The 22,530-nt window shown below is 63.1% G+C and carries 18 protein-coding genes; 15 read left to right on the top strand and 3 right to left on the bottom strand.

Annotated features, from left to right (window positions below; translation table 11 throughout):
• The first annotated feature begins 31 nt into the window (after nucleotides 1-31).
• The 7 genes from gyrB (at nucleotide 32) to D5400_RS00550 (ending at nucleotide 11,963) form a co-directional block, all read left to right on the top strand.
• Nucleotides 32-2,479: a DNA topoisomerase (ATP-hydrolyzing) subunit B gene (gyrB, locus tag D5400_RS00580; protein ID WP_126006660.1), complete on the top strand. Its 2,448-nt coding sequence runs from the start codon at nucleotides 32-34 to the stop codon at nucleotides 2,477-2,479.
• A 108-nt stretch (nucleotides 2,480-2,587) separates the two neighbouring features.
• On the top strand, nucleotides 2,588-2,806 hold the full coding sequence (locus D5400_RS00575) for a hypothetical protein (protein ID WP_126006658.1): 219 nt from the start codon (nucleotides 2,588-2,590) through the stop codon (nucleotides 2,804-2,806).
• A gap of 167 nt (nucleotides 2,807-2,973) precedes the next feature.
• Entirely contained in the window at nucleotides 2,974-3,333 is a 360-nt protein-coding gene (locus D5400_RS00570; RefSeq protein WP_164527747.1) for an ATPase inhibitor subunit zeta, read from the top strand.
• 19 nt (nucleotides 3,334-3,352) lie between these two features.
• The gene (locus D5400_RS00565) at nucleotides 3,353-4,180 is read left to right on the top strand and encodes a universal stress protein (RefSeq protein ID WP_164527746.1); all 828 of its coding nucleotides are present in this window, start codon (nucleotides 3,353-3,355) and stop codon (nucleotides 4,178-4,180) included.
• Nucleotides 4,181-4,310: 130 nt separating this feature from the next.
• Nucleotides 4,311-5,240 carry a transglutaminase-like domain-containing protein gene (locus tag D5400_RS00560; RefSeq protein ID WP_126006652.1) on the top strand — a complete coding sequence of 310 codons (930 nt, stop codon included), beginning with the start codon at nucleotides 4,311-4,313 and terminating at the stop codon, nucleotides 5,238-5,240.
• 178 nt (nucleotides 5,241-5,418) lie between these two features.
• Complete coding sequence (locus tag D5400_RS00555; protein ID WP_245451387.1) at nucleotides 5,419-7,332, top strand: autotransporter assembly complex protein TamA; 1,914 nt, start codon at nucleotides 5,419-5,421, stop codon at nucleotides 7,330-7,332.
• Nucleotides 7,329-11,963 (top strand): translocation/assembly module TamB domain-containing protein, encoded by a 4,635-nt coding sequence (locus D5400_RS00550; RefSeq protein ID WP_126006650.1) that lies wholly within the window; start codon nucleotides 7,329-7,331, stop codon nucleotides 11,961-11,963. Before D5400_RS00555 ends, D5400_RS00550 begins: the two co-directional genes overlap by 4 nt.
• Nucleotides 11,964-12,014: 51 nt before the next feature.
• On the opposite strand, the gene D5400_RS00545 is transcribed toward D5400_RS00550, so the two are convergent.
• Entirely contained in the window at nucleotides 12,015-13,067 is a 1,053-nt protein-coding gene (locus D5400_RS00545; protein WP_126006648.1) for a LacI family transcriptional regulator, read from the bottom strand.
• Nucleotides 13,068-13,301: 234 nt separating this feature from the next.
• Here D5400_RS00545 and D5400_RS00540 point away from each other — a divergent pair, with 234 nt between their 5' ends.
• From D5400_RS00540 to D5400_RS00505, 8 genes are all read left to right on the top strand, one after another.
• A complete protein-coding gene (locus D5400_RS00540) occupies nucleotides 13,302-14,555 on the top strand; it encodes an ABC transporter substrate-binding protein (protein WP_205665554.1) in 1,254 nt (417 codons plus the stop codon).
• Between the two features lie 113 nt (nucleotides 14,556-14,668).
• Nucleotides 14,669-15,589 carry a carbohydrate ABC transporter permease gene (locus D5400_RS00535; protein WP_126006643.1) on the top strand — a complete coding sequence of 307 codons (921 nt, stop codon included), beginning with the start codon at nucleotides 14,669-14,671 and terminating at the stop codon, nucleotides 15,587-15,589.
• Nucleotides 15,586-16,467 (top strand): carbohydrate ABC transporter permease, encoded by an 882-nt coding sequence (locus D5400_RS00530; RefSeq protein ID WP_126006641.1) that lies wholly within the window; start codon nucleotides 15,586-15,588, stop codon nucleotides 16,465-16,467. Before D5400_RS00535 ends, D5400_RS00530 begins: the two co-directional genes overlap by 4 nt.
• A gap of 4 nt (nucleotides 16,468-16,471) precedes the next feature.
• Nucleotides 16,472-17,590 (top strand): ABC transporter ATP-binding protein, encoded by a 1,119-nt coding sequence (locus D5400_RS00525; RefSeq protein WP_126006639.1) that lies wholly within the window; start codon nucleotides 16,472-16,474, stop codon nucleotides 17,588-17,590.
• 11 nt (nucleotides 17,591-17,601) lie between these two features.
• Nucleotides 17,602-18,513 (top strand): ROK family protein, encoded by a 912-nt coding sequence (locus tag D5400_RS00520; protein ID WP_126006637.1) that lies wholly within the window; start codon nucleotides 17,602-17,604, stop codon nucleotides 18,511-18,513.
• Between the two features lie 17 nt (nucleotides 18,514-18,530).
• Complete coding sequence (locus tag D5400_RS00515) at nucleotides 18,531-19,025, top strand: heme-degrading domain-containing protein (RefSeq protein ID WP_126006635.1); 495 nt, start codon at nucleotides 18,531-18,533, stop codon at nucleotides 19,023-19,025.
• Nucleotides 19,022-20,206 carry an AGE family epimerase/isomerase gene (locus tag D5400_RS00510; RefSeq protein ID WP_126006633.1) on the top strand — a complete coding sequence of 395 codons (1,185 nt, stop codon included), beginning with the start codon at nucleotides 19,022-19,024 and terminating at the stop codon, nucleotides 20,204-20,206. Before D5400_RS00515 ends, D5400_RS00510 begins: the two co-directional genes overlap by 4 nt.
• A complete protein-coding gene (locus D5400_RS00505) occupies nucleotides 20,203-20,499 on the top strand; it encodes an Rdx family protein (protein ID WP_126006631.1) in 297 nt (98 codons plus the stop codon). The genes D5400_RS00510 and D5400_RS00505 overlap by 4 nt, the downstream gene beginning before the upstream one ends.
• Before the next feature lie 3 nt (nucleotides 20,500-20,502).
• On the opposite strand, the gene D5400_RS00500 is transcribed toward D5400_RS00505, so the two are convergent.
• Together D5400_RS00500 and D5400_RS00495 are read right to left on the bottom strand one after the other, a co-directional pair.
• A complete protein-coding gene (locus D5400_RS00500) occupies nucleotides 20,503-21,486 on the bottom strand; it encodes a type II secretion system F family protein (protein ID WP_126006629.1) in 984 nt (327 codons plus the stop codon).
• Between the two features lie 18 nt (nucleotides 21,487-21,504).
• Nucleotides 21,505-22,518 (bottom strand): type II secretion system F family protein, encoded by a 1,014-nt coding sequence (locus D5400_RS00495; protein WP_126006627.1) that lies wholly within the window; start codon nucleotides 22,516-22,518, stop codon nucleotides 21,505-21,507.
• Nucleotides 22,519-22,530 lie beyond the last annotated feature (12 nt).

The following is a 22,530-nucleotide window of genomic DNA, read 5'->3' as shown; positions in this document are numbered from 1 at the left end:
CATCCACCTCCTTTCGAAAGCATTCCCGACGATGAGCGATACCCCTTCGAACGAGCCAACGCCGCAGGCTTCCGCAAACAGCGAATACGGCGCCGAATCGATCAAGGTGCTCAAGGGGCTGGATGCCGTGCGCAAGCGGCCGGGCATGTATATCGGCGATACCGATGACGGCTCGGGCCTGCACCACATGGTCTACGAAGTTGTGGACAATGCGATCGACGAGGCTCTTGCCGGCCATGCCGACATCGTCACGGTCACGCTCAATGCGGACGGCTCGGTCACCGTTACCGACAACGGCCGCGGCATTCCGGTCGACATTCACACGGGTGAGGGCGTTTCCGCCGCCGAGGTCATCATGACCCAGCTCCATGCCGGCGGTAAGTTTGACCAGAACTCCTACAAGGTCTCCGGCGGTCTGCACGGCGTCGGCGTCTCGGTGGTCAACGCGCTTTCCGTGATGCTGAAGATGCGCATCGCGCGCAACGGCAAATGGCACGAGATGAGCTTCACGCACGGCGTTGCGGATGCACCGCTCGCGGTCACGGGCGAGGCCGGGAACCACACCGGCACGGAAATCACCTTCTTGCCCTCCGGCGAGACGTTCACGATGACGGAATTCGATTTCGGCACGCTGGAACACCGGCTGCGTGAACTCGCCTTCCTGAACTCGGGCGTCCACATCAAGCTGACCGACAAGCGGCATGCCGACGTCAAGGAAGTCGAGATGCTCTACGAGGGCGGTCTCGAGGCCTTTGTCAAATATCTCGACCGTTCCAAAAAGGCGCTCGTCCCCGCTCCGATCACGATGATCGGCGAAAAGGACGGCATCACGGTCGAAGTGGCGATGTGGTGGAACGACAGCTACCACGAAAACGTGCTGGCCTTCACCAACAACATCCCCCAGCGGGACGGCGGCACCCATATGGCCGGTTTCCGCGGCGCGCTGACGCGCCAGATCGTGTCCTATGGCGAGACATCGGGCCTGACGAAGAAGGAAAAGGTCTCGCTGACCGGTGACGATTGCCGTGAAGGCCTGACGGCGGTTCTCTCGGTCAAGGTTCCCGACCCCAAATTCTCCTCGCAGACCAAGGACAAGCTCGTTTCGTCCGAAGTGCGGCCCGTGGTCGAAAGCCTCGTCAACGAGGGCTTGAACCAGTGGCTGGAAGAACACCCGACTGAGGCGAAGATCCTTGTCGGCAAAGTCATCGAAGCGGCTTCGGCGCGTGAAGCGGCGCGCAAGGCGCGCGAGTTGACGCGGCGCAAGGGCGCGCTCGACATCACGTCGCTGCCGGGCAAGCTTGCCGATTGCCAGGAACGCGATCCGGCCAAATCCGAAGTTTTCATTGTCGAGGGCGATTCCGCAGGCGGCTCGGCCAAGAGCGGCCGGTCGCGCCAGAACCAGGCGATTCTGCCCCTGCGCGGCAAGATCCTCAACGTCGAGCGCGCGCGCTTCGACCGCATGATCTCGTCCGACCAGGTCGGCACGCTGATCACGGCGCTCGGTGCCGGTATCGGCAAGGACGAGTTCAACCCGGACAAGCTGCGCTACCACAAGATCATCATCATGACGGACGCCGACGTCGACGGCGCCCATATTCGCACGCTGCTGCTCACCTTCTTCTTCCGCCAGATGCCGGAACTGATCGAGCGCGGTCACATCTATATTGCCCAGCCTCCGCTCTATAAGGTCACGCGCGGCAAGTCCTCGCAGTACCTGAAGGACGAGAAGGCCATGGAGGATTACCTGATCTCCATGGGCCTCGAAGAGGCTTCGCTTGAGCTTGGCAGTGGTGAAGTGCGGCTCGGCAACGATTTCCGTGCCGTCATCAACGACGCGCTGCGCATCCGCACGCTGATCGACGGCATCCACTCGCGCTATGATCGCTCCGTGATCGAGCAGGCCGCTGTCGCAGGCGCGCTCAATCCCGACCTGACCAGCAACCCGCAGCGCGCACAGGAAACCGCCGACGAGATCGCACGGCGTCTGGACATGATTGCCGAAGACACCGAGCGCGGCTGGCAGGGCACGGTCACCTCCGAAGGCGGGATCCGGCTCGAGCGCACGGTGCGCGGCGTCAAGGAGTCGCATCTGCTCGACAACGCCCTCATCGGTTCGGCCGACGCGCGCCACATCGATCAGATGGCGCCACGCATGCACGAGGTCTACGGCGAGACACCCCTGCTTCTGCGCAAGGACGATCGCACACAGATGACCGGACCGCGCCTGCTGCTGGACACGATCTTCGCGATCGGCCGGAAGGGTCTTTCGATCCAGCGTTACAAGGGTCTTGGCGAAATGAACGCCGAGCAGCTTTGGGAAACGACGCTCGATCCGAATGTCCGCTCCCTGTTGCAGGTCAAGATCAGCGACGCGACGGACGCCGACAGCCTCTTCACGAGACTGATGGGCGACGAGGTCGAACCCCGCCGCGAGTTCATCCAGGACAACGCGCTGACGGTCGCCAATCTCGACATCTGACGTCCTGTGCCTCGCGCGCCGAGGGAACATTCCCAGCGCGAGGTCGTTCATCATCTGAAGCTGAAATAGCGCGCCGATGCGGTGCGCTGATGCAATTCGGAGAGATGCATGACCGAGAAATTGACGCCGCGCGAGGCCCGTCAGGGTGAACGTGGCCTGCCCGTCCTGAAGATCCTGATCGTTGCCCTGGTTCTGGCCTTGTTGGCGTGGGCGGCCGCCGGACTCTTCGGCGAGGCGACGGAGCCGGAAAATCCGGTGGGTGAGAACACGATCGAGCAGGATGCGACCGACGAGCCCGGCCCGGCCCAGGCACCGACGGTCCAGTAACGATTAAGCGCTGCGGCAGTTGCTGCAAACTGCAATCAAACCATGCCCCGTGCTCCTCGAGTGCGGGGCATTTTCTTTGAGCAGCGCCAGACGCAAGCGATCGGCTTTTGAGTGGAGCCGCGATCTGGTATGATCCTTCAATGTTCATTGGTTCAGGGGTATGCAGCATGTCCCTCTTCGACGACCGCGAACGGGCTTTCGAACTCAAATACGTCCATGATCTCGAAGCGGCATTCCGCATGCGCGTCATCGCCATGCGCGACATGGCGCGCTGGGCCGCAGACAGGCTCGGCCTGATCGGCGCGGATGCGGACAGCTATGTCTCGACGCATGCGCACGCTGTTCTGACACGCGATGGATCCGGCCTTCTTCTCAAGCGGCTTGCGGCCGATCTGAAAGACCGCGACCTCGGTGTGTCCGAACAGGAACTGACGCGTGTCTACGACGGGTTCTGTGCCTCGGCGCTGATGCGCATGCAGACATTGCCCGATGCAGGCGAAGCGGGCATGGTGGCGCGCAAGCACTGATTGATACTGGAGAATGTGCATGAAGACGCTGTTGGTTCCGGTTCCCGAACAACCCAGTGCCGCCGTCTTCGATTGCGCGATCTCCTTTGCCCATGTCTTCGGCAGTCTTGTCGAAGGAATGGCGCTCGCGCCCGATCTGTCACGCACCATCGCAGCCGAGTTTCCGATCGACCCGCACTACATCGACCCGGACAACCGGCGCGACATGGTGACGACGGCGCGACGACATTTTGAGCAGCAGATGCAGCAGGCTCAATTGCCACGATGTGCCGACAAGGTGACCGGTCCCTGCTACCGCTGGGCCATGGACGAGCTTGGAGAGGATGGGCGCGTCGCGAGCTATGCGCGCCTGTTCGACCTCGTCGTGCTGGCTCGTCCGGAGCAACGTCGTGATGGCAGCCGCATCGCCACCGTGGAAACGATCCTCTTCGAGAGCGGCCGGCCGGTCCTTCTGGTTCCGCCGGCAATTCCCAAGGCCATCGGCCGCAGAGTCGTCATCGCCTGGAACGGCAGTCTCGAAACGGCCCGCGCCATCGCATTCGCCATGCCGATCCTGCTGCAGGCGGAACGCGCTATCGTTCTGCACCTGGAAGGCTGGGAAGTCGACGGTCCGCGCGCGTCCGACCAGGTCGAGTTTTTGAAGCGGCACGGCGTGAACGCCGAGCTTGCCTCGCGACCGCTCGTTTCGGGCCCCGGCGAATCGATCATGAAGCAAGCCCACGATCTGGGTGCGGACCTGATCATCAAGGGCGCCTACACGCAAAGCCGCTTGCGGCAGATGATTTTCGGTGGCGCGACGAGCCATCTGCTCGCTCATACGGATGTGCCGATGTTCATCGCCCATTGAGCATAAGCTACTGAAAGACTTTGATCCCTTTTCGTGACTGCCTGCAATCATAGCGAGATAAACCGCATACCTCGCGGAACCAGAGTGCCTCGCATCGGTTGTAGCGGGATCAAACGCAGGGAGGTTGATCATGCTGGTACGTGTTGGTTTCGAGATCGGAATTTCCTGCAGCCAGCCGACGCCGATGACGATGCATCTCGCGATCCATCCCGAGCGTCGTCGCGATATCGTTGGCGAGACCGGGTTGAGCGCGTCTAAGGACGTGCGTTTTGCGTCCTATCGCGACATCTATGGCAATGACTGCCGCCGCTGCCTTGTGCCCGAAGGCGGCATGGAACTGCGCTATGACGCCGTCGTTGAAGACGATGGCGAGCCGGACGAGTATGACCCGACCGCCGAATTGGTTCCCGTCGACCGTCTCCCCGCAGAAGCTTTGGCCTTCCTACTGCCGAGCCGGTACTGCGAAACGGAACATCTGTCGGATTTCGCCTGGCGCCGCTTCGGCTCGATCCAGTCGGGCTGGGAGCGCGTCCAGGCGGTATGCGACTATGTGCATGAGCGCCTGACTTTCTCCTATGGCTATGCCCGCGCGACACGCACTGCCTGCCAGGCCAATGACGAACGCGTTGGCGTGTGCCGCGACTTCGCCCATCTGGCGGTGGCACTTTGCCGCTGCCTCAATATTCCTGCGCGCTACGTCAATGGCTTCATGGGCGACATCGGCGTTCCGGTCGATCCAGCACCGATGGATTTCAACGCATGGTTCGAAGTCTATCTCGGCGATCGCTGGTACACGTTCGACGCGCGCCACAACCAGCGACGGATCGGGCGAATCGCGGTCGCTAAGGGGCGGGATGCCGCCGATATTCCGCTGTTCCATACGTTCGGTCCCCATACGCTGGAGATGTTCAACGTCTGGACCTATGAAGCGAAGACCAAGATCGCACGGCCCGAAGCAATTCAGCAGAAGCACTCTCTGATAGAACCATGGCATAGCCCATTTTGGGCGCGTCATTCCCGTTCTCACACATCGTTGTCGCCGAGTTTAACAGAGCGGTAACCTCTTTCGACCAACGTCAAGTGGTGCAATCTTGCTGCACCAACACGCCTCGTTGCTGCCAGTTACGTGAAATCAGGGCTGCTTGCCTTGCCGATTGCCGCCGCGTTTACGTAAGGTCGCCGCTCCGAAGGCGCAGCAATGCGTCAAGACGAACGGCTGTCGAGGAAGTGGGTTCGCGTTGCGTCGAAGACTGGGAGAGAGCGCATCAGCCATCGCCTTGGCGGTGCTGATTGCCGGGACGAGTGGGCAGGCCGCTGCCTTCGAGTTGTTCGGCATCCGCATTTTCGGGAGCAGCGAGCCAGCTGAAGCCGATGTGATCGGCGATCCGCAATCCTATGAGGTGACGTTCGACGCGGGACCGGCCGAGGGTCGCGTCCTCAATGCCGTGCGGGGTGCCTCCAGGCTCTGGAGCGACCGCGACGAACCAGCCTCCGGATCCGCAGGATTGATCGGCCGGGCCAAGTCCGATTACGCCCGCATGGTCGCAGCCCTTTATACTGAAGGGCATTATGGCGGTTCGGTCAGCATCCTCGTCGACGGCCGCGAAGCTGCCGACTTGCCGGTCGACTCCACGCTGCCCGATCCTGCCGTGGTGACCATAACCGTCGATATCGGCCCGCAATTTTCATTTGGCCAGGCAACGATCGGCAACCAGGCGCCGCCCGCGACCGAACGTGGTGACGAAGTCGCACTGCCGTCCGAAGAGGGGCTGGCTTCTGGCGAGATCGCCCGCTCCGGCGCGGTCATTCGCGGCGAGCGACTGGCGATCGAAGCCTGGCGGCAACAGGGCTTTGCCAAGGCGGAGATTGCCGACCGGACGGTAACCGCCAACCACAACTCCCAGACTGTGGATGTGTCGATCATCGTCGATCCCAGCCAGCGCGCCGCCTACGGCCAGACGCGGGTCGAAGGCGCGCAGCGCATGGATGCGGAGTATATCCGCTACATGACCGACCTGCCGGAGGGGCAGGAATATGATCCCGACGATATAGAACGGGCCCGCCAGCGCCTGGCCCGCCTCGATGTCTTCCAAGCACTCACCGTGCGCGAGGCCGACGAAATCGCCCGCAACGGCCTTCTGCCGATGACGGTGAATGTCCAGGAGCGCCCGCTCCGCCGCCTGGGGGTTGGCGGCACCTATTCGACGGTCGATGGGCTGGGCGTCGAGACATTCTGGTTGCACCGCAACCTGTTCGGCAAGGCTGAGCGTCTCAGGCTCGACGCGCGGGTCGGCGGCATCGGCGACACGCTGGACGTTCAGGAATTCGACTATTCCCTTGGCGCCACCTTCACGCGGCCGGGCGTCTTCACGCCGGACACGAACTTCGTCGCGAGCCTGCTCGGCAAGCGTGAAGTGCTCGATGTCTATACCGAGACGTCCGTTGCGGCCCGCATGGGCTTCACGCACATCTTCTCCGATTATCTGAGCGGCGAGATTTTCGCCGAGGCGAAATATGCCGACTTCGAAGACGATCTCGGCGAGCGCAGCTTCACCACCTTTGGTTTGCCGGCTAAGCTTACCTATGACACGCGTGACAACTCCGCCGACGCGACGGAGGGCTACTTCCTCGAAGTGACCGCCGAGCCGTTCTACGAGTTTGAGTTCGGCAACATAGCGGGTCGGGCAACCGCCGAGGCGCGAGCCTATTATGGTATCGATGCGGACGATCGTTTCGTGCTGGCAGGCAAGCTCAAGATTGGCTCCATCGTGGGCGCCGATCTCTTCGAGCTCCCCCCGGACAAGCTCTTTCTTTCAGGTGGCGGCGGCTCGACGCGCGGCTACGCCTATCGCGGGATCGGGGTGGTCAACGCAAGCGGCGAAGTCACCGGCGGCCGTTCTCTGATCGAGGCATCCGGCGAAATTCGTACCAAGGTGACGGACTCGATCGGCCTCGTCGGCTTTGCCGACGTCGGCTATGTCGGCGCGGAATCCTTTCCGGACTTTTCCGAAGACCTGAAGGTCGGCGTCGGCATTGGCCTGCGTTACCAGACGGGTCTCGGGCCGATCCGCCTCGATGCCGCCATCCCGCTCGATCCGGGGCCGGATGATCCGGATTTTGCTCTCTATGTCGGGATAGGACAGGCGTTTTGACCCGTTTTCTCCTTCTTGTCCTCGCCATTCTCTTCGCTGGTCCGGCATTTGCGCAGGACGAGGAAGCGGAAACCCGCTCGGCCTTCACGCGCTTCGTCGAGAACCAGCTGTCGGCGGAAAACCGGCAGATCCGTCTGCGCGGCATCCAGGGCGCGCTGTCGTCCGAGGCCGTGATCGGCGAAATCACCGTCGCCGACCGCGAGGGCGTGTGGCTGCGAATCATCAATGCGCGCATCGACTGGACGCGTTCGGCCCTGTTGCGCGGCCGGTTGGATATCGAAAGCCTAACGGCCGATCGCATCGAAGTCAGCCGCCAGCCGGTTCCGGCAGAGGGCGCGCCGCCGCCGGAAGCCGGCGGATTTGCGCTTCCGGAATTGCCCGTGGCGATCCGCCTGCAGCAATTGACCGTGCCGGAAGTGTTCTTTGGCCCGACGGTGTTCGGTCTCGAATCGATCCTGTCGATCAATGGCGGCATCAGCCTGACTGATGGTGCGCTTGAAACAAACCTCGCGATCGAGCGTCTCGATGGTCCGGGCGGATCGCTCACGCTGGCGCTCGCTTATTCCAATGCCACCGAGCAGCTCAACCTCGACCTTGCCGTCTCGGAGCCACAAGACGGGATTTTGGCAAACCTGCTTTCGATCGAAGGCCGGCCTGCGGTCGACCTCAGCCTCGCCGGCTCCGGACCGCTTGCCGATCTGACGGTTGCGCTGACGCTCGATGCCGACGGGACACGAGTGGTTTCCGGTACCTCGCGCCTGGAGCGAACCGCAGCGGGCCTGGCGGTCGATGCCGATGTCGAAGGCGCAATTGCGCGCCTTGTCGCCCCGGCCTTCCGCGATTTCTTTGGCGATAGCGCCAGCCTGAGCGTCGACGCTCTGGTGCGAGACGAAGGTGGTCTCGCCGTCGAGGCACTCTCCATCGACACGGCCTCCCTCTCCGTGAATGCGACTGCTGAGACCAGCGCGGACAATTTCCTCAGGCGCCTTCGCCTTGAAGCCACCCTTGCCGATCCATCCGGCGACGCCGTGATTCTCCCGGTAGCCGGCGGCGACACGAGTGTGCGGCAGGCGCGGCTGACGGTCGATTATGGCGCCGACGCTTCGGAAAACTGGTCGGGCGCCTTGACTGTCGGCGGGCTGGAAACGGCCACTCTTGCCGCAGACGATCTGGAACTGACCTTCGGCGGGATCGCCGCTGCCCTGGACGATCCGGCAAACCGGCGCGTGACCTTCAACGTCGAAGGCGCGATGACGGGCATCGCAGCCGAGGACGAGGCTGTGGCGAGTGCGCTCGGGCAGAGGCTCGATCTGGCGATCGATGGCGCATGGTCCTCGGGCAGCGCGGTGGAACTGTCGCGCGCCGAACTTCGCGGCGAGGCGTTGGCGCTTCAGCTTGCAGGCGCAATCGAAGAGTTCGCCTATACCGGCACGATCGGCATCGTGGCCGAAAGCATCGCGCCTTTCGCCGATCTTGCAGGACGCCCGCTCGAAGGCAGCATCGATCTGACGGCCGACGGCACGCTGGCGCCGCTTTCTGGCGCATTCGACCTGACACTGGACGGCAGCGGCACTGGCCTGCAGGTGGGTACGACCGCGCTCGACGCGCTGATCGAGAGCACCGTGCAACTGTCCGGCAGGCTTGCCCGTGGCGAGGCTGGTTTCCAGGCCGGTGATTTCCGCATCGAGAACGAGCAGTTCAGCCTGGTGGCCGACGGCGTTTATTCGACGGAGCGCGCCGACATCGCGCTCGACATCATGCTCGCCGATCTCGCGCTGGTCAGCGAGGACGCATCCGGCCGGCTGACACTGACGGGAACTGCGACCGGTGACGGTGGTCCCGTCGCGCTCGATCTTCAGGGCAGCATCCCGAGCGGCACACTCGTCGACCGTCCGCTGCGCGAGGCAACCTTCGGTTTCCAGGGCAACGTGATCGGCGTCGATGCGACGACGGGCTCGCCCTACGGTAATGGCGTCGAAGGCGAGTTGTTGGTGGATGCCTTCCTCGACGGTCAGCGCATCGGCCTCAGCGCCGATCTGTTCGCCTCACCGGAGCGCCGCGCCCTCGACAATCTCGATTTTCGGGCAGGCGGCGCGACGATTGCCGGCTCGGTCGAACAAAATGCCGATGGCCTGCTGAGCGGCGCGATTACGCTGGATGCGCCTGAAATCGAGACGCTGGCTGCGCTTGCGCTTCAGGATGCCACCGGCGCCGCCAATGCCGACATCGAGTTCATCATCGTCGAAGGGCGTCAAAACGCAGTCGTTTCCGCCAATCTTTCCAACATTGCTGCCGAGGCCGTCACGCTGTCCTCCGCGCAGATCGATGCGACGATCGAAGACCTGTTCGAGGTTCCGAAGATCGACGGCACGGTAAATGCAGCCGGGCTGGAAGCGGGCGGCACGGTCGTTGAGCGGCTCAACGCGACGGCCAACCGGCAGGGCGCCCTGACGGATTTTACGGCCAACGCCAACCTGGCAGGCGGCACAACGATTGCGCTTTCCGGTGCGCTGGAAGACATCGAAACGGGTTTCCGCGTGGCCTTGGCCGAACTTGCTTTGACGCAAGGCCAGACGGCGGCACGGCTTCTGCAACCGGCAGAAATCCTGGTCGAAGGCGAGCGCTATACGCTGGGCGACATCGTGCTCGACGTGGCCGGTGGTGAGATCCGGGCAAGCGGCACGGTCGCAAACGAGATCAACCTCGATGTCGCAATCCGGGCCCTTCCGCTCGCGATCGCCAACACCGTTATGCCCGATCTCCAGGCGGCCGGCACAGTGAACGGCACGGCGCAGATCCGCGGCACGCGGGATGCGCCGGACATTACCTTCGACGTCCAAGGCCGCGGCATCACGGCCGCACCGGTGCGCGAACTCGGTCTCGGCGCGATTTCGGTCGATGCCTCGGGTCGCTCGTCCGGCAATCGCGTGAACCTCGATGCTGAACTCGCGGCAGCGGGTGGCATCAACGTCAACATATCCGGCTCTGCGCCGATCGGCGACGGCCAGCTCGCGCTCGATGTCACCGTCAACGAACTGCCGCTGGCGACCATCGACGCGCTGGCCGGCAATCAGGGGCTTCAGGGCCGCGTTTCTGCCGATGCGCGGGTGACGGGAACGATCGCGGCCCCGGTGGTTGCTTTCGATGTCACCGGCTCGGGCGTCTCGGCAAGCGTGCTGGCCAGCAACGGGATCACGCCGCTCGGCGTCGCTGCCAGCGGCCGCTTCGCCGACCAGTCCGTTGCACTCTCGTCGGCCACGATCACCAACGGACAGGGCATCGACATCTCCGCGTCGGGTACGGTTCCGCTCACCGGCAGCGGCCTGAATGTCAACGTGCAGGGCCGCGCCCCGCTCTCCATCGCCAATGTGGCGCTGGCCGAGCGCGGCACGCGTGTCGATGGCACTGTGGAACTGTCCGTGCGGGCGTCGGGCTCCATCGCCGATCCGCGCTTCGACGGCATGGTGTCCACCTCAAACGCCGCCGTGCTCGATCCCGATACGAATGTGCAGTTGCGCGGCATCAATGTCATGGCGTCGATCCAGGGCCAGCAGGTCACGATCAACACCTTTCAGGCGAGCCTCTCCACCGGCGGCACCATCACCGTTGGCGGCACCATTTCGCTCGATGCCGCCGCCGGCTTCCCGGCCAATATCAACATCGCACTCAACCAGACGCGCTATGCTGACGGCGATTTCCTGATCGTGACGGCCTCGGGCAATCTCGCTGTCACCGGCGGTCTCACCCGCGATCCGTTGGTGTCCGGCACCGTCAACATCGACAATGCCGAGATCGGCATTCCGGAAGGTGGCGGCGGCGCCAATGGCCTGACGGATGTTCGGCACATCGACCCGCCGCCGGCCGTTGCCGCAACGCTCAATCGCGCCCGTCTGCGCCAGGACGGCGAAATGCCCGTGCCGACGGCGCGGCCGAGCGTGGTTCAGTTCGACATCCAGGTGAACGCCAACAATCAGATCTTCGTGCGCGGCCGTGGCCTCGATGCGGAACTCGGCGGCAGCCTTCGCATCACTGGCCCGGCAACCAACGTCCAGCCCGTGGGCGCGTTCGACCTGATCCGCGGTCGCCTCGCCATCCTCGGACGGCGCATCGTGTTCGATGAGGGCAACGTCACGCTCATCGGCGATCTCGACCCGTTCGTGAACCTGACCGCCTCGTCCCAATCCGGCGATACGACGGTCATCATCACCGTGTCGGGAAGGGCGTCCGACATCCAGATCGACTTCTCCTCGCAGCCGGAGCTGCCGGAAGACGAGGTGATCTCCCGCCTGATCTTCGATCGTGGCATCGCCGACCTGTCGGCATTCCAGATCGCACAGCTTGCCGCTGCCGTCGCCGAGCTCTCGGGCGGGCAGAACACGTCGCTCTTGGGTCAGTTGCGCCAGTCGACCGGACTGGATGATCTCGATGTCGTCACCGACGACCAAGGCAACGCCGCGCTCAGGGCCGGCCGGTATCTGCGCGAGAACGTCTATCTCGGCATCCAGGCCGGTTCGGGAGATTCCAGCGAGGTCACGATCGATCTCGACATCACCGACAGCCTGAAAGCACGCGGTGCCGCAGGTGCCGACGGCGACACGAGCCTCGGCATCTTCTTCGAGCGCGATTATTGACGGGAAACTCGGATTTGCCGCCCCGTCGGGCGGCGATCGTTCGGGATTGGATCAGGCAGCCGTTGCGTCGGCGGTCTCCATCTGAGGGCGATGCAATTCCTGGAGGTCCTCCGCGGCTGCACCACCGATGCGCTTCAAAAGCAGCCGCCCCATGGCCTCGCCGGCAGCGGCCAAATCCTCTTCGATCGTATCGATCCGCGGCCTGACAGGTGTGAAGAGCGTCGAGGTCTTCTTCGCCACGATGCCCACGTCCCGGCCAGGCACCATCGCGCGATCCGTGTAAGCGGCCATCACGGCCAGCGCCGAGACTTCCCCGCCGCAGACATAGCCGTCGGGCGGCGACGCTTCGTCGAGCCGGGCCAGAATGCGCGCATGGATCGTCTCCGCCGAGCTGTCGAGGCTGACGCCGGACAGGACTTCGTAGTCGACGCCCTGCATGCGCACCGCCTTCATGAAGCCGTAGCGCAGATGATGATGAAAGGTGAAGCGCTCCGGTGGCAGGATGATCGCCGGCTTGGTTCGCCCGGCCGCGATCAGCTTCATCGTCGCCTGGAAGGCGAACTCCTCATTGTCGTAGTCGACGTAAGGGTGCGGCACGGACAGTTCCGTGCGCCCGTGCGAGACGAAGGGAAAGTCGTTTTCGAGCAGCAGCCGCACCCGTTCGTCGAAAGGCTGCGTGCGCGAAAAGATGATGCCGTCCGCCATCCGGTTACGCATGATGTAGCGCACGGGATCGAGGTTCGGCGCATCTTCGAAAGAGGGGGTGATGACCAGATGGTAAGGCGTTTGCCTAAGCGCCGTGCTGATGCCGCGGATCAGCGACGTGCCGAAATTGATGATTTCCTCGTGGGGATCGAGAATGAGGCTGATGACATTGGTGCGCCCTGTGCGCAGCCGCTGCGCAGCCCGATCGGGCATGTAGCCAATATGATCGGCCACCTGGCGCACGCGCTGGCGCGTCTCGAGCGCGATCTGCGGTGCGCCGCTCAGCGCTCGGGACACGGTCGTGACCGCAAGACCGGTGATCTCGGCGATCGTCCGCAATGTCGGCTTGCCGCCGGCATCGTCCACGTCCCGGCGCGGGAGATCATCCCGTCCACTCATGCTGCAGCCTCCCGATTTTTGCGTCTCCCCACGCATTTGCAACGTTATAAACATGAATGAGGGGCGATCGGAAGCACAATTCGCATAGGTGAAACGGCGAGAAAACGATCATATCGCGCCTGTTGCACAATTTTAAATCGGTTTGATCTTCCCGGCTTGACAATCTCCAAGCTTGTATCGTTATAAATCCTCACGTCCGGAAGGAACCGGACACGATGGGAGGTTTCCATGACTATTCGCACGATTGCAAAACTGGCCGCTGGTACCGCACTTCTGGCGCTTTCCGCCGGCAGTGCCAGCGCCCAGGACAAGAGCGTTGAAGTTCTGCACTGGTGGACTGCCGGTGGCGAGGCTGCAGCTGTCAACGTTCTGAAAGAAAACCTGGAAGGTGAAGGCGTCAGCTGGACCGACATGCCGGTTGCCGGCGGTGGCGGTACCCAGGCCATGACCGCTCTGCGCGCCCGCGTCACGTCCGGCGATGCGCCGACGGCCGTTCAGATGCTCGGTTTCGACATCAAGGACTGGGCTGAACTCGGCGTCGTCGCCAACCTGAACGATCTCGCGGCCGAAGAAGGCTGGGACGATGTCGTGCCGGCCGCTCTTCAGGAGTTCTCCAAGTACGACGGCAACTGGATCGCTGCTCCCGTCAACGTGCACTCGACCAACTGGCTCTGGGTGAACAAGGAAGCCTTCGATGCGGCAGGCGGCGAAGAGCCGACCGATTTCGCTGGCCTGATTGCCATGCTCGACTCCTTCAAGGAGCAGGGCATCACCCCGCTCGCCCATGGTGGCCAGCCCTGGCAGGATGCGACGCTTTGGGAAAACGTCGTTCTTTCCGTCGGTGGCATGGACTTCTATCGTGAAGCCGTCATCGATCTGAACGAAGAAGCGCTGACCGGCGACACGATGCGCGAAGTCTTCGATCACATGACCCAGCTCGCAACCTATTTCGACGAGAACTTCTCGGGCCGCGACTGGAACCTGGCATCGGCCATGGTCATCGAAGGCGAAGCCGGCGCACAGCAGATGGGCGACTGGGCAAAGGGCGAGTTCCTGCGCGCAGACCTGACGCCGGGCGAAGACTTCGTGTGCATGCGCTTCCCGGGCACCCAGGGCAGCGTTCTGTTCAACTCCGACCAGTTCGTCATGTTCGAAGTCGGTGACGATCAGCGCGAAGCACAGAGCCTGATGGCATCCGCCGTCATGGATCCGGCCTTCCAGGTTGCCTTCAACACCGTCAAGGGCTCCGTTCCTGCCCGTACCGACGTTGAAGACACCGAGTTCGACGATTGCGGCAAGAAGGGCATGGCCGATCTCGCCGAAGCTGCCGAAAGCGGCAACCTCGCAGGCTCGATGGCCCATGGCCACGCTCAGCCGGCTGCCGTCAAGGAAGCCATGTACGACGTGATCACGCAGCACCTCAACGGTCAGATCACCACCGACGAAGCGCTCGAGCGCCTGCCGCAGGCCGTCGCTTCGGCTCAGTAAGCCCTAAGGCTTGAACATCGGCGCTTCGGCGCCGACGACCCAAGGCGCGCATGGCCGGCAGATGGTGCCGGCCATGCGCCCAACAATCCGATACACATGGGGAGAGGGCGGACATGACCGTCACAGTGGACGCGGTCGAGCCGGTGCGCCACAGGGCCGGGGTCCTCGACAAGGCCCGCGACATCCTGCCGAAAGTGGTGCTCGCACCCTCCTTCGCGCTGATCCTGTTCTTCGTCTACGGGTTCATCCTATGGACGCTCTATCTCTCCTTCACCAATTCGCGCATCCTGCCGGTTTATGAACTGGTCGGTTTCGGCGCCTATGTGAATTTGTGGTCGCAGCCCAACTGGTATGTGGCGCTGCAGAACCTCGCGATCTTCGGCTCGCTCTACATCTTCTTCTGCATCGCCATCGGTCTGACGCTTGCGATCCTTCTCGACCAGCGTATTCGCGGCGAAGGCGTGCTGAGGCCGATCTTCCTTTACCCGATGGCGCTTTCTTTCGTCGTCACCGGTACGGCGTGGAAGTGGTTCCTCAATCCGGGCCTCGGGCTCGAGCGCACCATGAAGCAGTGGGGCTGGGAAAGTTTCGAGTTCGACTGGCTGACGAGCACCGACATGGCGATCTATACGGTCGTGATCGCGGGCGTCTGGCAGGCCTCCGGCTTCGTCATGGCCATGTTCCTCGCCGGTCTGCGCGGCATCGACAGCGAAATCATCAAGGCCGCCGAAATCGATGGCGCTTCCACCTATGCGATTTATCGCCGGATCATCATTCCGCTGTTGCGGCCGGCTTTCCTGTCGGCCGTCATCGTGCTCGCCCACATGGCGATCAAGTCCTACGACCTTGTGATTGCATTGACCGGCGGCGGACCTGGGAACGCGACGGAACTGCCGTCGACCTTCATGTATGCCTACACCTTCACGCGCAGCCAAATGGCCGTTGGTTCGGCGAGCGCCGTCATGATGCTGATGGGCATCTCCGCCATCATTATCCCCTATCTCTATTCGGAACTGAGGGAGCGTGAGCGATGAGCGCGGCTGCCACATCCGTCTCGCCGGGCTCGGCACGCTTTGCCCGGTATTTCATCTACGCGATATTGATCCTGTTCGCGCTAATCTACCTGCTACCGCTCTTCGTGATGATCATCACGTCGCTGAAGCCGCTGGCCGAGATCCGTTCGGGCAACATGCTGTCGCTGCCCCAAGAGCCGTCATTCGAAGCCTGGGCCAAGGCCTGGGGCACCGCGTGCGTCGGCGTCAATTGTACGGGGATCAGCGGCTATTTCTGGAATTCCATCAAGATGGTCATTCCGGCCGTGGCGATCTCCACGATCCTCGGCGCGCTCAATGGCTACGTGTTGACGAAATGGCGCTTTCCCGGCCACAAGCTCGTCTTCGGCATGATGCTATTCGCATGCTTCATCCCGTTCCAGGCGGTCCTGATCCCGATGGCGCGCGTGCTCGGGCTCATCGGCCTGTCGAATTCCACGACGGGGCTCGTGCTTGTCCACGTCGTCTACGGTCTCGGCTTCACGACGCTGTTTTTCCGCAATTACTACGAAGCGTTTCCGGATGAACTGATCAAGGCGGCCCAGATGGACGGTGCCGGCTTCTTCAAGATCTTCTGGCGCATCCTGCTGCCAAGCTCCGGGCCGATCATCGTCGTAACGGTCATCTACCAGTTCACCAATATCTGGAACGACTTCCTGTTCGGGGTCTCCTTCGCCTCGGGCGGTGGAGCGCCGATGACGGTTGCCTTGAACAACCTCGTCTCGTCGTCGACGGGCGTGAAGGAATACAATGTGGACATGGCAGCCGCCATGTTCGCCGCTCTGCCGACGCTGATCGTCTATGTCGTCGCGGGGCGCTATTTCGTGCGCGGTCTGATGGCCGGCGCGGTGAAGGGATAAGCCCATGGCGTTTCTTGAAATTCGCGATCTCTACAAGACGATCGCCGGTGCCGACATCCTCAAGGGCATCGACATCACGCTCGACAAGGGCGGGTTCCTCGTCCTCGTCGGCCCATCCGGCTGCGGCAAGTCCACCTTGCTGAACACGGTGGCCGGCCTGACCGACGTGACCAAGGGCGACATCGTCATCGACGGCGAGATCGTCAACGACCTGCACCCGTCCAAGCGCGATATCGCGATGGTGTTCCAATCCTACGCGCTCTACCCGAACATGACGGTGGAGGGGAACATCGCCTTTGCGCTCGAAATGCGCGGCGTGGCGAAACCCGAACGCGAGGAAGCGGTGAAGGCGGCGGCGAAGACGCTGCAGATCGAGCATCTCCTCAAGCGACGGCCGAGCCAGCTCTCCGGTGGCCAGCGCCAGCGCGTTGCCATGGGCCGCGCGCTCGTGCGCAAGCCGCGCGTATTTCTGTTCGACGAACCGCTGTCGAACCTCGACGCGAAGCTGCGCGTGGAAATGCGGGCCGAGATTAAGCGCCTGCACCGCGATACCGGTGCCACGATCGTCTACGTCACTCACGACCAGATCGAGGCGATGACCATGGCGACCAAGATCGCGGTGCTCAAGGAAGGCATCGTTCAGCAGGTGGGCTCGCCGGAAGAAATCTATCGTCGCCCCGCCAATCTGTTCGTCGCCGATTTCATGGGCTCTCCCGCGATGAACCTGCTGGAAGGCAAGGTGGTCACCAACGGCGCGGAACGGGCGATCGAATTTGCTGGAAGCGGCAGCGATGGGCCGATCCGTCTCGCCATGCCGAGTTCCGTTCGCGAAACCACGTTCGTCGATGGGCAGAGCGTCATTCTGGGAATCCGACCTGAAGCGATCACCGATCGCGGCCTGACGGATCCCGAAGCGAATTCCGTGAGCTTCGTCGATGCGCTTGTCGATCTCGTCGAGCCGACCGGCTCCGACACCTTCGTCGTGACCAAGATCGCCGGCAAGGAGATCACCGCCCGCGTGCGCTCCGATGTCGATGCGCGCGCCGGCGAGACATTCCAGTTCGCCTTCAATCTGGACAAGGCCGTCGTGTTCGATCCCAAGACGACTCAGCGCCTCGCCTGACCGGTGAGACAATGCTGATCGGTATCGATTGGGGCGGCACCAAGATGGAAGTGATCGCGCTCTCGCCCCATGGCGAGACGCGCGCACGCCATCGAATCGACACGCCGCGGGCCGGCTATGACGCTTGCGTGACGGCGGTGCGCGACCTCGTCGCGCGCGTGGAAGGCGAGACGGGCGACCGTGGCACGGTCGGCCTCGGCATTCCGGGCAGCCCGTCGCCGCGCACCGGCCTCATTCGCAACGCCAACACGACCTTTCTCAACGGCAAGCCGCTCGGCGCCGATCTGCAGACCGCGCTCGACCGCCCGGTGCGTATCACCAATGACGGCAATTGCTTTGCCGTATCGGAGGCGGTGGATGGAGCGGGACAGGGCACCCATGTCGTCTTCGGCATCATCATCGGCACCGGCCATGGCGGAGGGCTGGTGATCGAAGGCCGCGTGCATGCCGGATTTCAGGGCTTTGCCGGCGAGATCGGCCACTACCCGCTGCCTTGGATGCGGGCCGACGAATATCCCGGCCATGCCTGCTGGTGCGGCAAGACCGGCTGCCAGGAAATGTATGCGTCGGGCACCGGGCTCGAGCTCGACTATCGCCTGACGACCGGCCGGGAAAAGCGCGGACGCGACATCCTGACGGACAAGCGCGCCGGCGATGCTGTGGCCGATGGTGTCTACCGCCGCTTCGCCGATCGCCTCGCCCGCAGTCTCGCGCTTCTGGTCAACGTCGTCGATCCCGATGTCTTCGTACTGGGCGGCGGTATGTCCAATGTCGACGAGCTCTACAGCGACCTCCCGCCGCTGATCGAGACCTACATTTTCGGCGATGGTTTCGAAACGCCGATCCGCAAGGCGGTGCATGGCGACAGTTCGGGGGTTCGCGGCGCTGCCTGGCTGTGGAAGGATAGCGCGACAAGCGCCTGAACCGCGAAGGACCGACCATGCAGGATATCGAAGCCGATCTGAGACGGATCGCCGAGCAGGAAGATGCGCTCGTATTTCCGACTTTCGATGCGGATCAGGCCTGGCAACTGGGCACGCTTCTGCGCGATGCCGCAAAAGCGGCGCAGGTATCGGTTGCGATCGATATCACCATCGCCGGGCAATGCCTGTTTCATACCGTCGTTGGCGGCGCGACGCTCGACAACAGCAACTGGATCCGGCGCAAGCGCAACGTCGCTATTCATTTTCAGCGGGCGAGCTATGCCGTCGGTCTCGGGCTGAAGCGGGCGGAGGCGACGCTCGACGGAAAATACGCATTAGCCGATGCCGATTACGCGGCCCATGGCGGCAGCTTCCCGATCCGCGTTCAAGGTGCTGGCATGATCGGGACAGTCACCGTTTCAGGCCTGCCGCAGCGCGATGACCACGCGATGGTGGTGGCAGCGCTCGCGGGGCTTCTCGGTCGAAGCGCCGAAGGGCTCGCTTTGGCATGAGTGGCGTTTTGGACCGTGTTCAAGCGCATGCACAGGAATTGCGGCGCTGGCTGGACGAAGACGCTCTGCCGCTCTGGGCGGATCGCGGCGTCGATCCTGACTGGGGCTTCGTGGAGCAGATCGATCATTCAGGCAAAGCCGTGAACGGGCCGGTGCGCGCACGCGTGGTGCCGCGTCAGATCTATGTCTATGCCGAAGCGGGGCTGCATCAGTGGGGCGGCGATTGGCAGCGGCCGGTGGAACAGGCGCTCGAGCGGCTGACGACGATCTACCGCCGCAGCGACGGTCTCTACGGAAATGTCGCCGGAACCGACAGGCTGATCGACGATCGGTTCGATCTCTACAACCATGCCTTTGTTCTCCTGGCGCTCGCCTCGGCAGCGAAGGTGTTTCCGGATAAGCGTGGCGCGCTGCATGAAGAAGCCTCGGCCCTTCTGTCGCTTTTGAAGGCGCGGTTTGCCCATCCGGTCGCCGGCTTCGAGGAAACAGAGCCACCGACGGCACCGCTCAAGTCCAATCCGCACATGCATCTCTTCGAGGCGGCGCAGGCCTGGACGGCAGTGCCCGATGCGGACACAGGCGCATTCGCCGCGCTCGCGGACGAGATCGCATCACTCGCCACGCGCAGCTTCATCGATGCCGAGACAGGTGCGCTGCGGGAATATTTCGGCCGCGACTGGTTGCCGATGCCGGACGAGACGGGCCGGATCGTTGAGCCGGGGCACCAATTTGAGTGGGCTTGGCTTCTTGCCCGGCACGCCCGCGGCAGCCTCGACGAAGACCGCCACGTCACCCATGCCGCCCGGCTGTTCGATATCGGAGAGACCCACGGCGTGGATACGCGCGGCGTCGCCTTCATGGCGCTCGACGATGCGTTCGGTGCCTTGGACCCGATCGCACGGCTCTGGGCGCAGACGGAGTGGCTGAAAGCTGCAAGCCTGCTGGCTGCGATGTCGACCGGCGCAGAGCGTGACCGCTATCTCGCTTCGACAGAGCGGGCAGCATCGGCGCTCCGGCGCTTCCTGGAGACGCCGGTCAAAGGGCTATGGTTCGACAAGATGCGCCCCGATGGCACATTTGTCGACGAGCCTGCACCGGCGAGCAGCTTCTATCACATCGCCTGCGCGATCTATGAGTTCGAAGACAGGCTCGGCGAGATCGCCGGTACGAGGTCGATGTGACCGGGGAAAGGCAAAAGACAGCGGTCTCCATCCGCTATTGTACCCAGTGCAACTGGCTTCTGCGCTCTGCCTGGCTGGCCCAGGAACTGTTGCAAACTTTCGGCCAGGAGCTGGGATCGGTTTCGCTCGAGCCGGGGACTGGTGGCATCTTCGAGATCAGCGTCGATGGCGTGCTCGTCTGGGAGCGCAAGCGTGACGGCGGTTTCCCCGAAGCCAAGGTGGTGAAGCAGCGCGTGCGGGATGCGGCGTTTCCCGAGCGCGATCTCGGCCATTCAGACCGGACGTCGGGATAGTACTCAGAACGTGTCCATTACGCCGATGATGGCAGGTCCCAGGATGACCCCGAAGAGGACCGGCAGGAAGAACAGGATCATCGGCACGGTGAGCTTCGGCGGCAGGGCGGCAGCCTTCTTTTCCGCTTCCGTCATGCGTTGATCGCGGCTTTCCTGGGCAAGCACGCGCAGGGCCTGGGCGATGGGTGTTCCGTAGCGTTCGGCCTGGATCAGCGCTTGGCTGACGGATTTGACGCTTTCGAGCCCCGTGCGCGTGCCGAGGTTTTCATAAGCTTGCCGGCGCTCCGGCAGGTAGGAGAGTTCAGCTGTCGTGAGAACGAGCTCCTCGGCCAATGCCGTCGACTGCGCAGCGATTTCGTCTGCCACGCGGCGCAGCGCCGCTTCGATCGAGACGCCTGACTCCACGCAGATCAGCGTCAGGTCCAGCGCGTCAGGCCAGGCCTGCCGGATGGACTTCTGCCGCTTGCCGGCATTGTTGGAGACGTAGAGGTTCGGCGCGTAGAACCCGGCATAGGCGGCGACCATGCAGAACAGGAGCTTGATTGTGAAGGGCTGTTCGGCAAGCCCACCCATGAACATCACATAGAAGACCGCGCCGGCCAGAAAGAAGAACGGCAAGGCAAAGCGCGCCAGAAGGAACCGGTTGAGCGCATTGGGACTGCGATAGCCGGCTGAGCGGAGTTTCGCGACCGTGTTGTCGTCGACGAGGGCCTTGCGCAGGTTGAGCTTCTCGACGATCTGGCGCAGCGAGGAGTTGTTTTCCTGGCGCAGCGAACCGCGGCGGTTCTGTTCGGCATTAAGGCGCGCGCGTTCCCGGGCACGGATTTCGTCGCGCTCGACGGCGACCGCCTTCATGCGCTGGTTGAGATCGCCGCGCTCGAAATAGGGCATCACGAAAGTGATGAGCGTCGCGAAGACCGAAATCGAGACGAGCACGGCCAAAACGAAGCTCGGTTGGGTCGCCGTGTTGATGATGGTCGTGAACATCGTCGTGCTCGCCCCGTCTCAGACTTCGAAATTGATCATGTTGCGCATGACGAGAACCCCGATCGTCATCCAGACGGCCGACACGCCGATGATGAACTGGCCGCGCGGATCGGTGAAAAGCACGATCATGTAATCGGGCGACGTCAGGTAGACGAGGATCGCGACGATGAAGGGGAGGGCGCCGATGATGGCAGCCGATGCCTTGGCTTCCATCGACAGGGCCTGAACTTTGGCCTTCATCTTCCGGCGGTCGCGCAGGACCTTGGAAAGGTTGCCAAGGGCTTCAGACAAATTGCCGCCGGCTTGCGCCTGGATCGCGATGACGATGGCAAAGAAGCTTGCCTCGGGTAGTGGCACGCTGTTGTAAAGCCGGGCGACCGCATCCGGTACGGAGAGGCCGAGCTGCTGGGCTTCCACGATACGGCGGAACTCGCTCTTCACCGGCTCCTGGCCTTCGGCTGCGATCAGGCGGATCGCGTCGTTGAGCGGCAGACCGGACTTGATCGAGCGCACCATGACGTCGAGCGCATTCGGAAATTCGTTGAGGAAGGCCTTGAAGCGCTTGGAGCGAATGTAACCGACGATCCAGCGCGGCACACCGAAACCGGCGGCAAACGTCACGCCCGCCACGACGAGAAGCGGCATTCCCGCTGCAAAGGTGACGAAGCCGAGCAGCAAGCCGAGCGCGGCACTCATCAGGTAAAACTGGCGCGGGGTAATTGAGAGACCCGCCTGAACCAGAAGCACCTTGAGCGGCGGCGACTTGGAGGTTTTCTGGTTCTCTTTCTGCTTGTCTTCGAGATCCTTCAGCGAGTTCTCGATCGTCTTGCGGCGGCGCGAAGCTTCGTTGACGCGGTCACGCGCGACACGCACGGCATTCTGGTCCGTTTCAGCCGCGCGCACCCGCTTCAGCCGGACCTGCGCCTTCTTCTCGTTCTCGAAGCGCGAGTAAAGCGCGCCATAGGATAGCCCCGCAGCGGCCACCGCGACGAGCAGAACGATGAGCAGAACTTGCGGGTCCAAACCGAACACGAGCGTCGCCTT

It is taken from the genome of Georhizobium profundi, from assembly GCF_003952725.1.
Classification (GTDB): domain Bacteria; phylum Pseudomonadota; class Alphaproteobacteria; order Rhizobiales; family Rhizobiaceae; genus Georhizobium; species Georhizobium profundi.
Note: the sequence above shows the minus strand (reverse complement) of the source record. Positions and strands in the feature narration are given on the sequence as shown.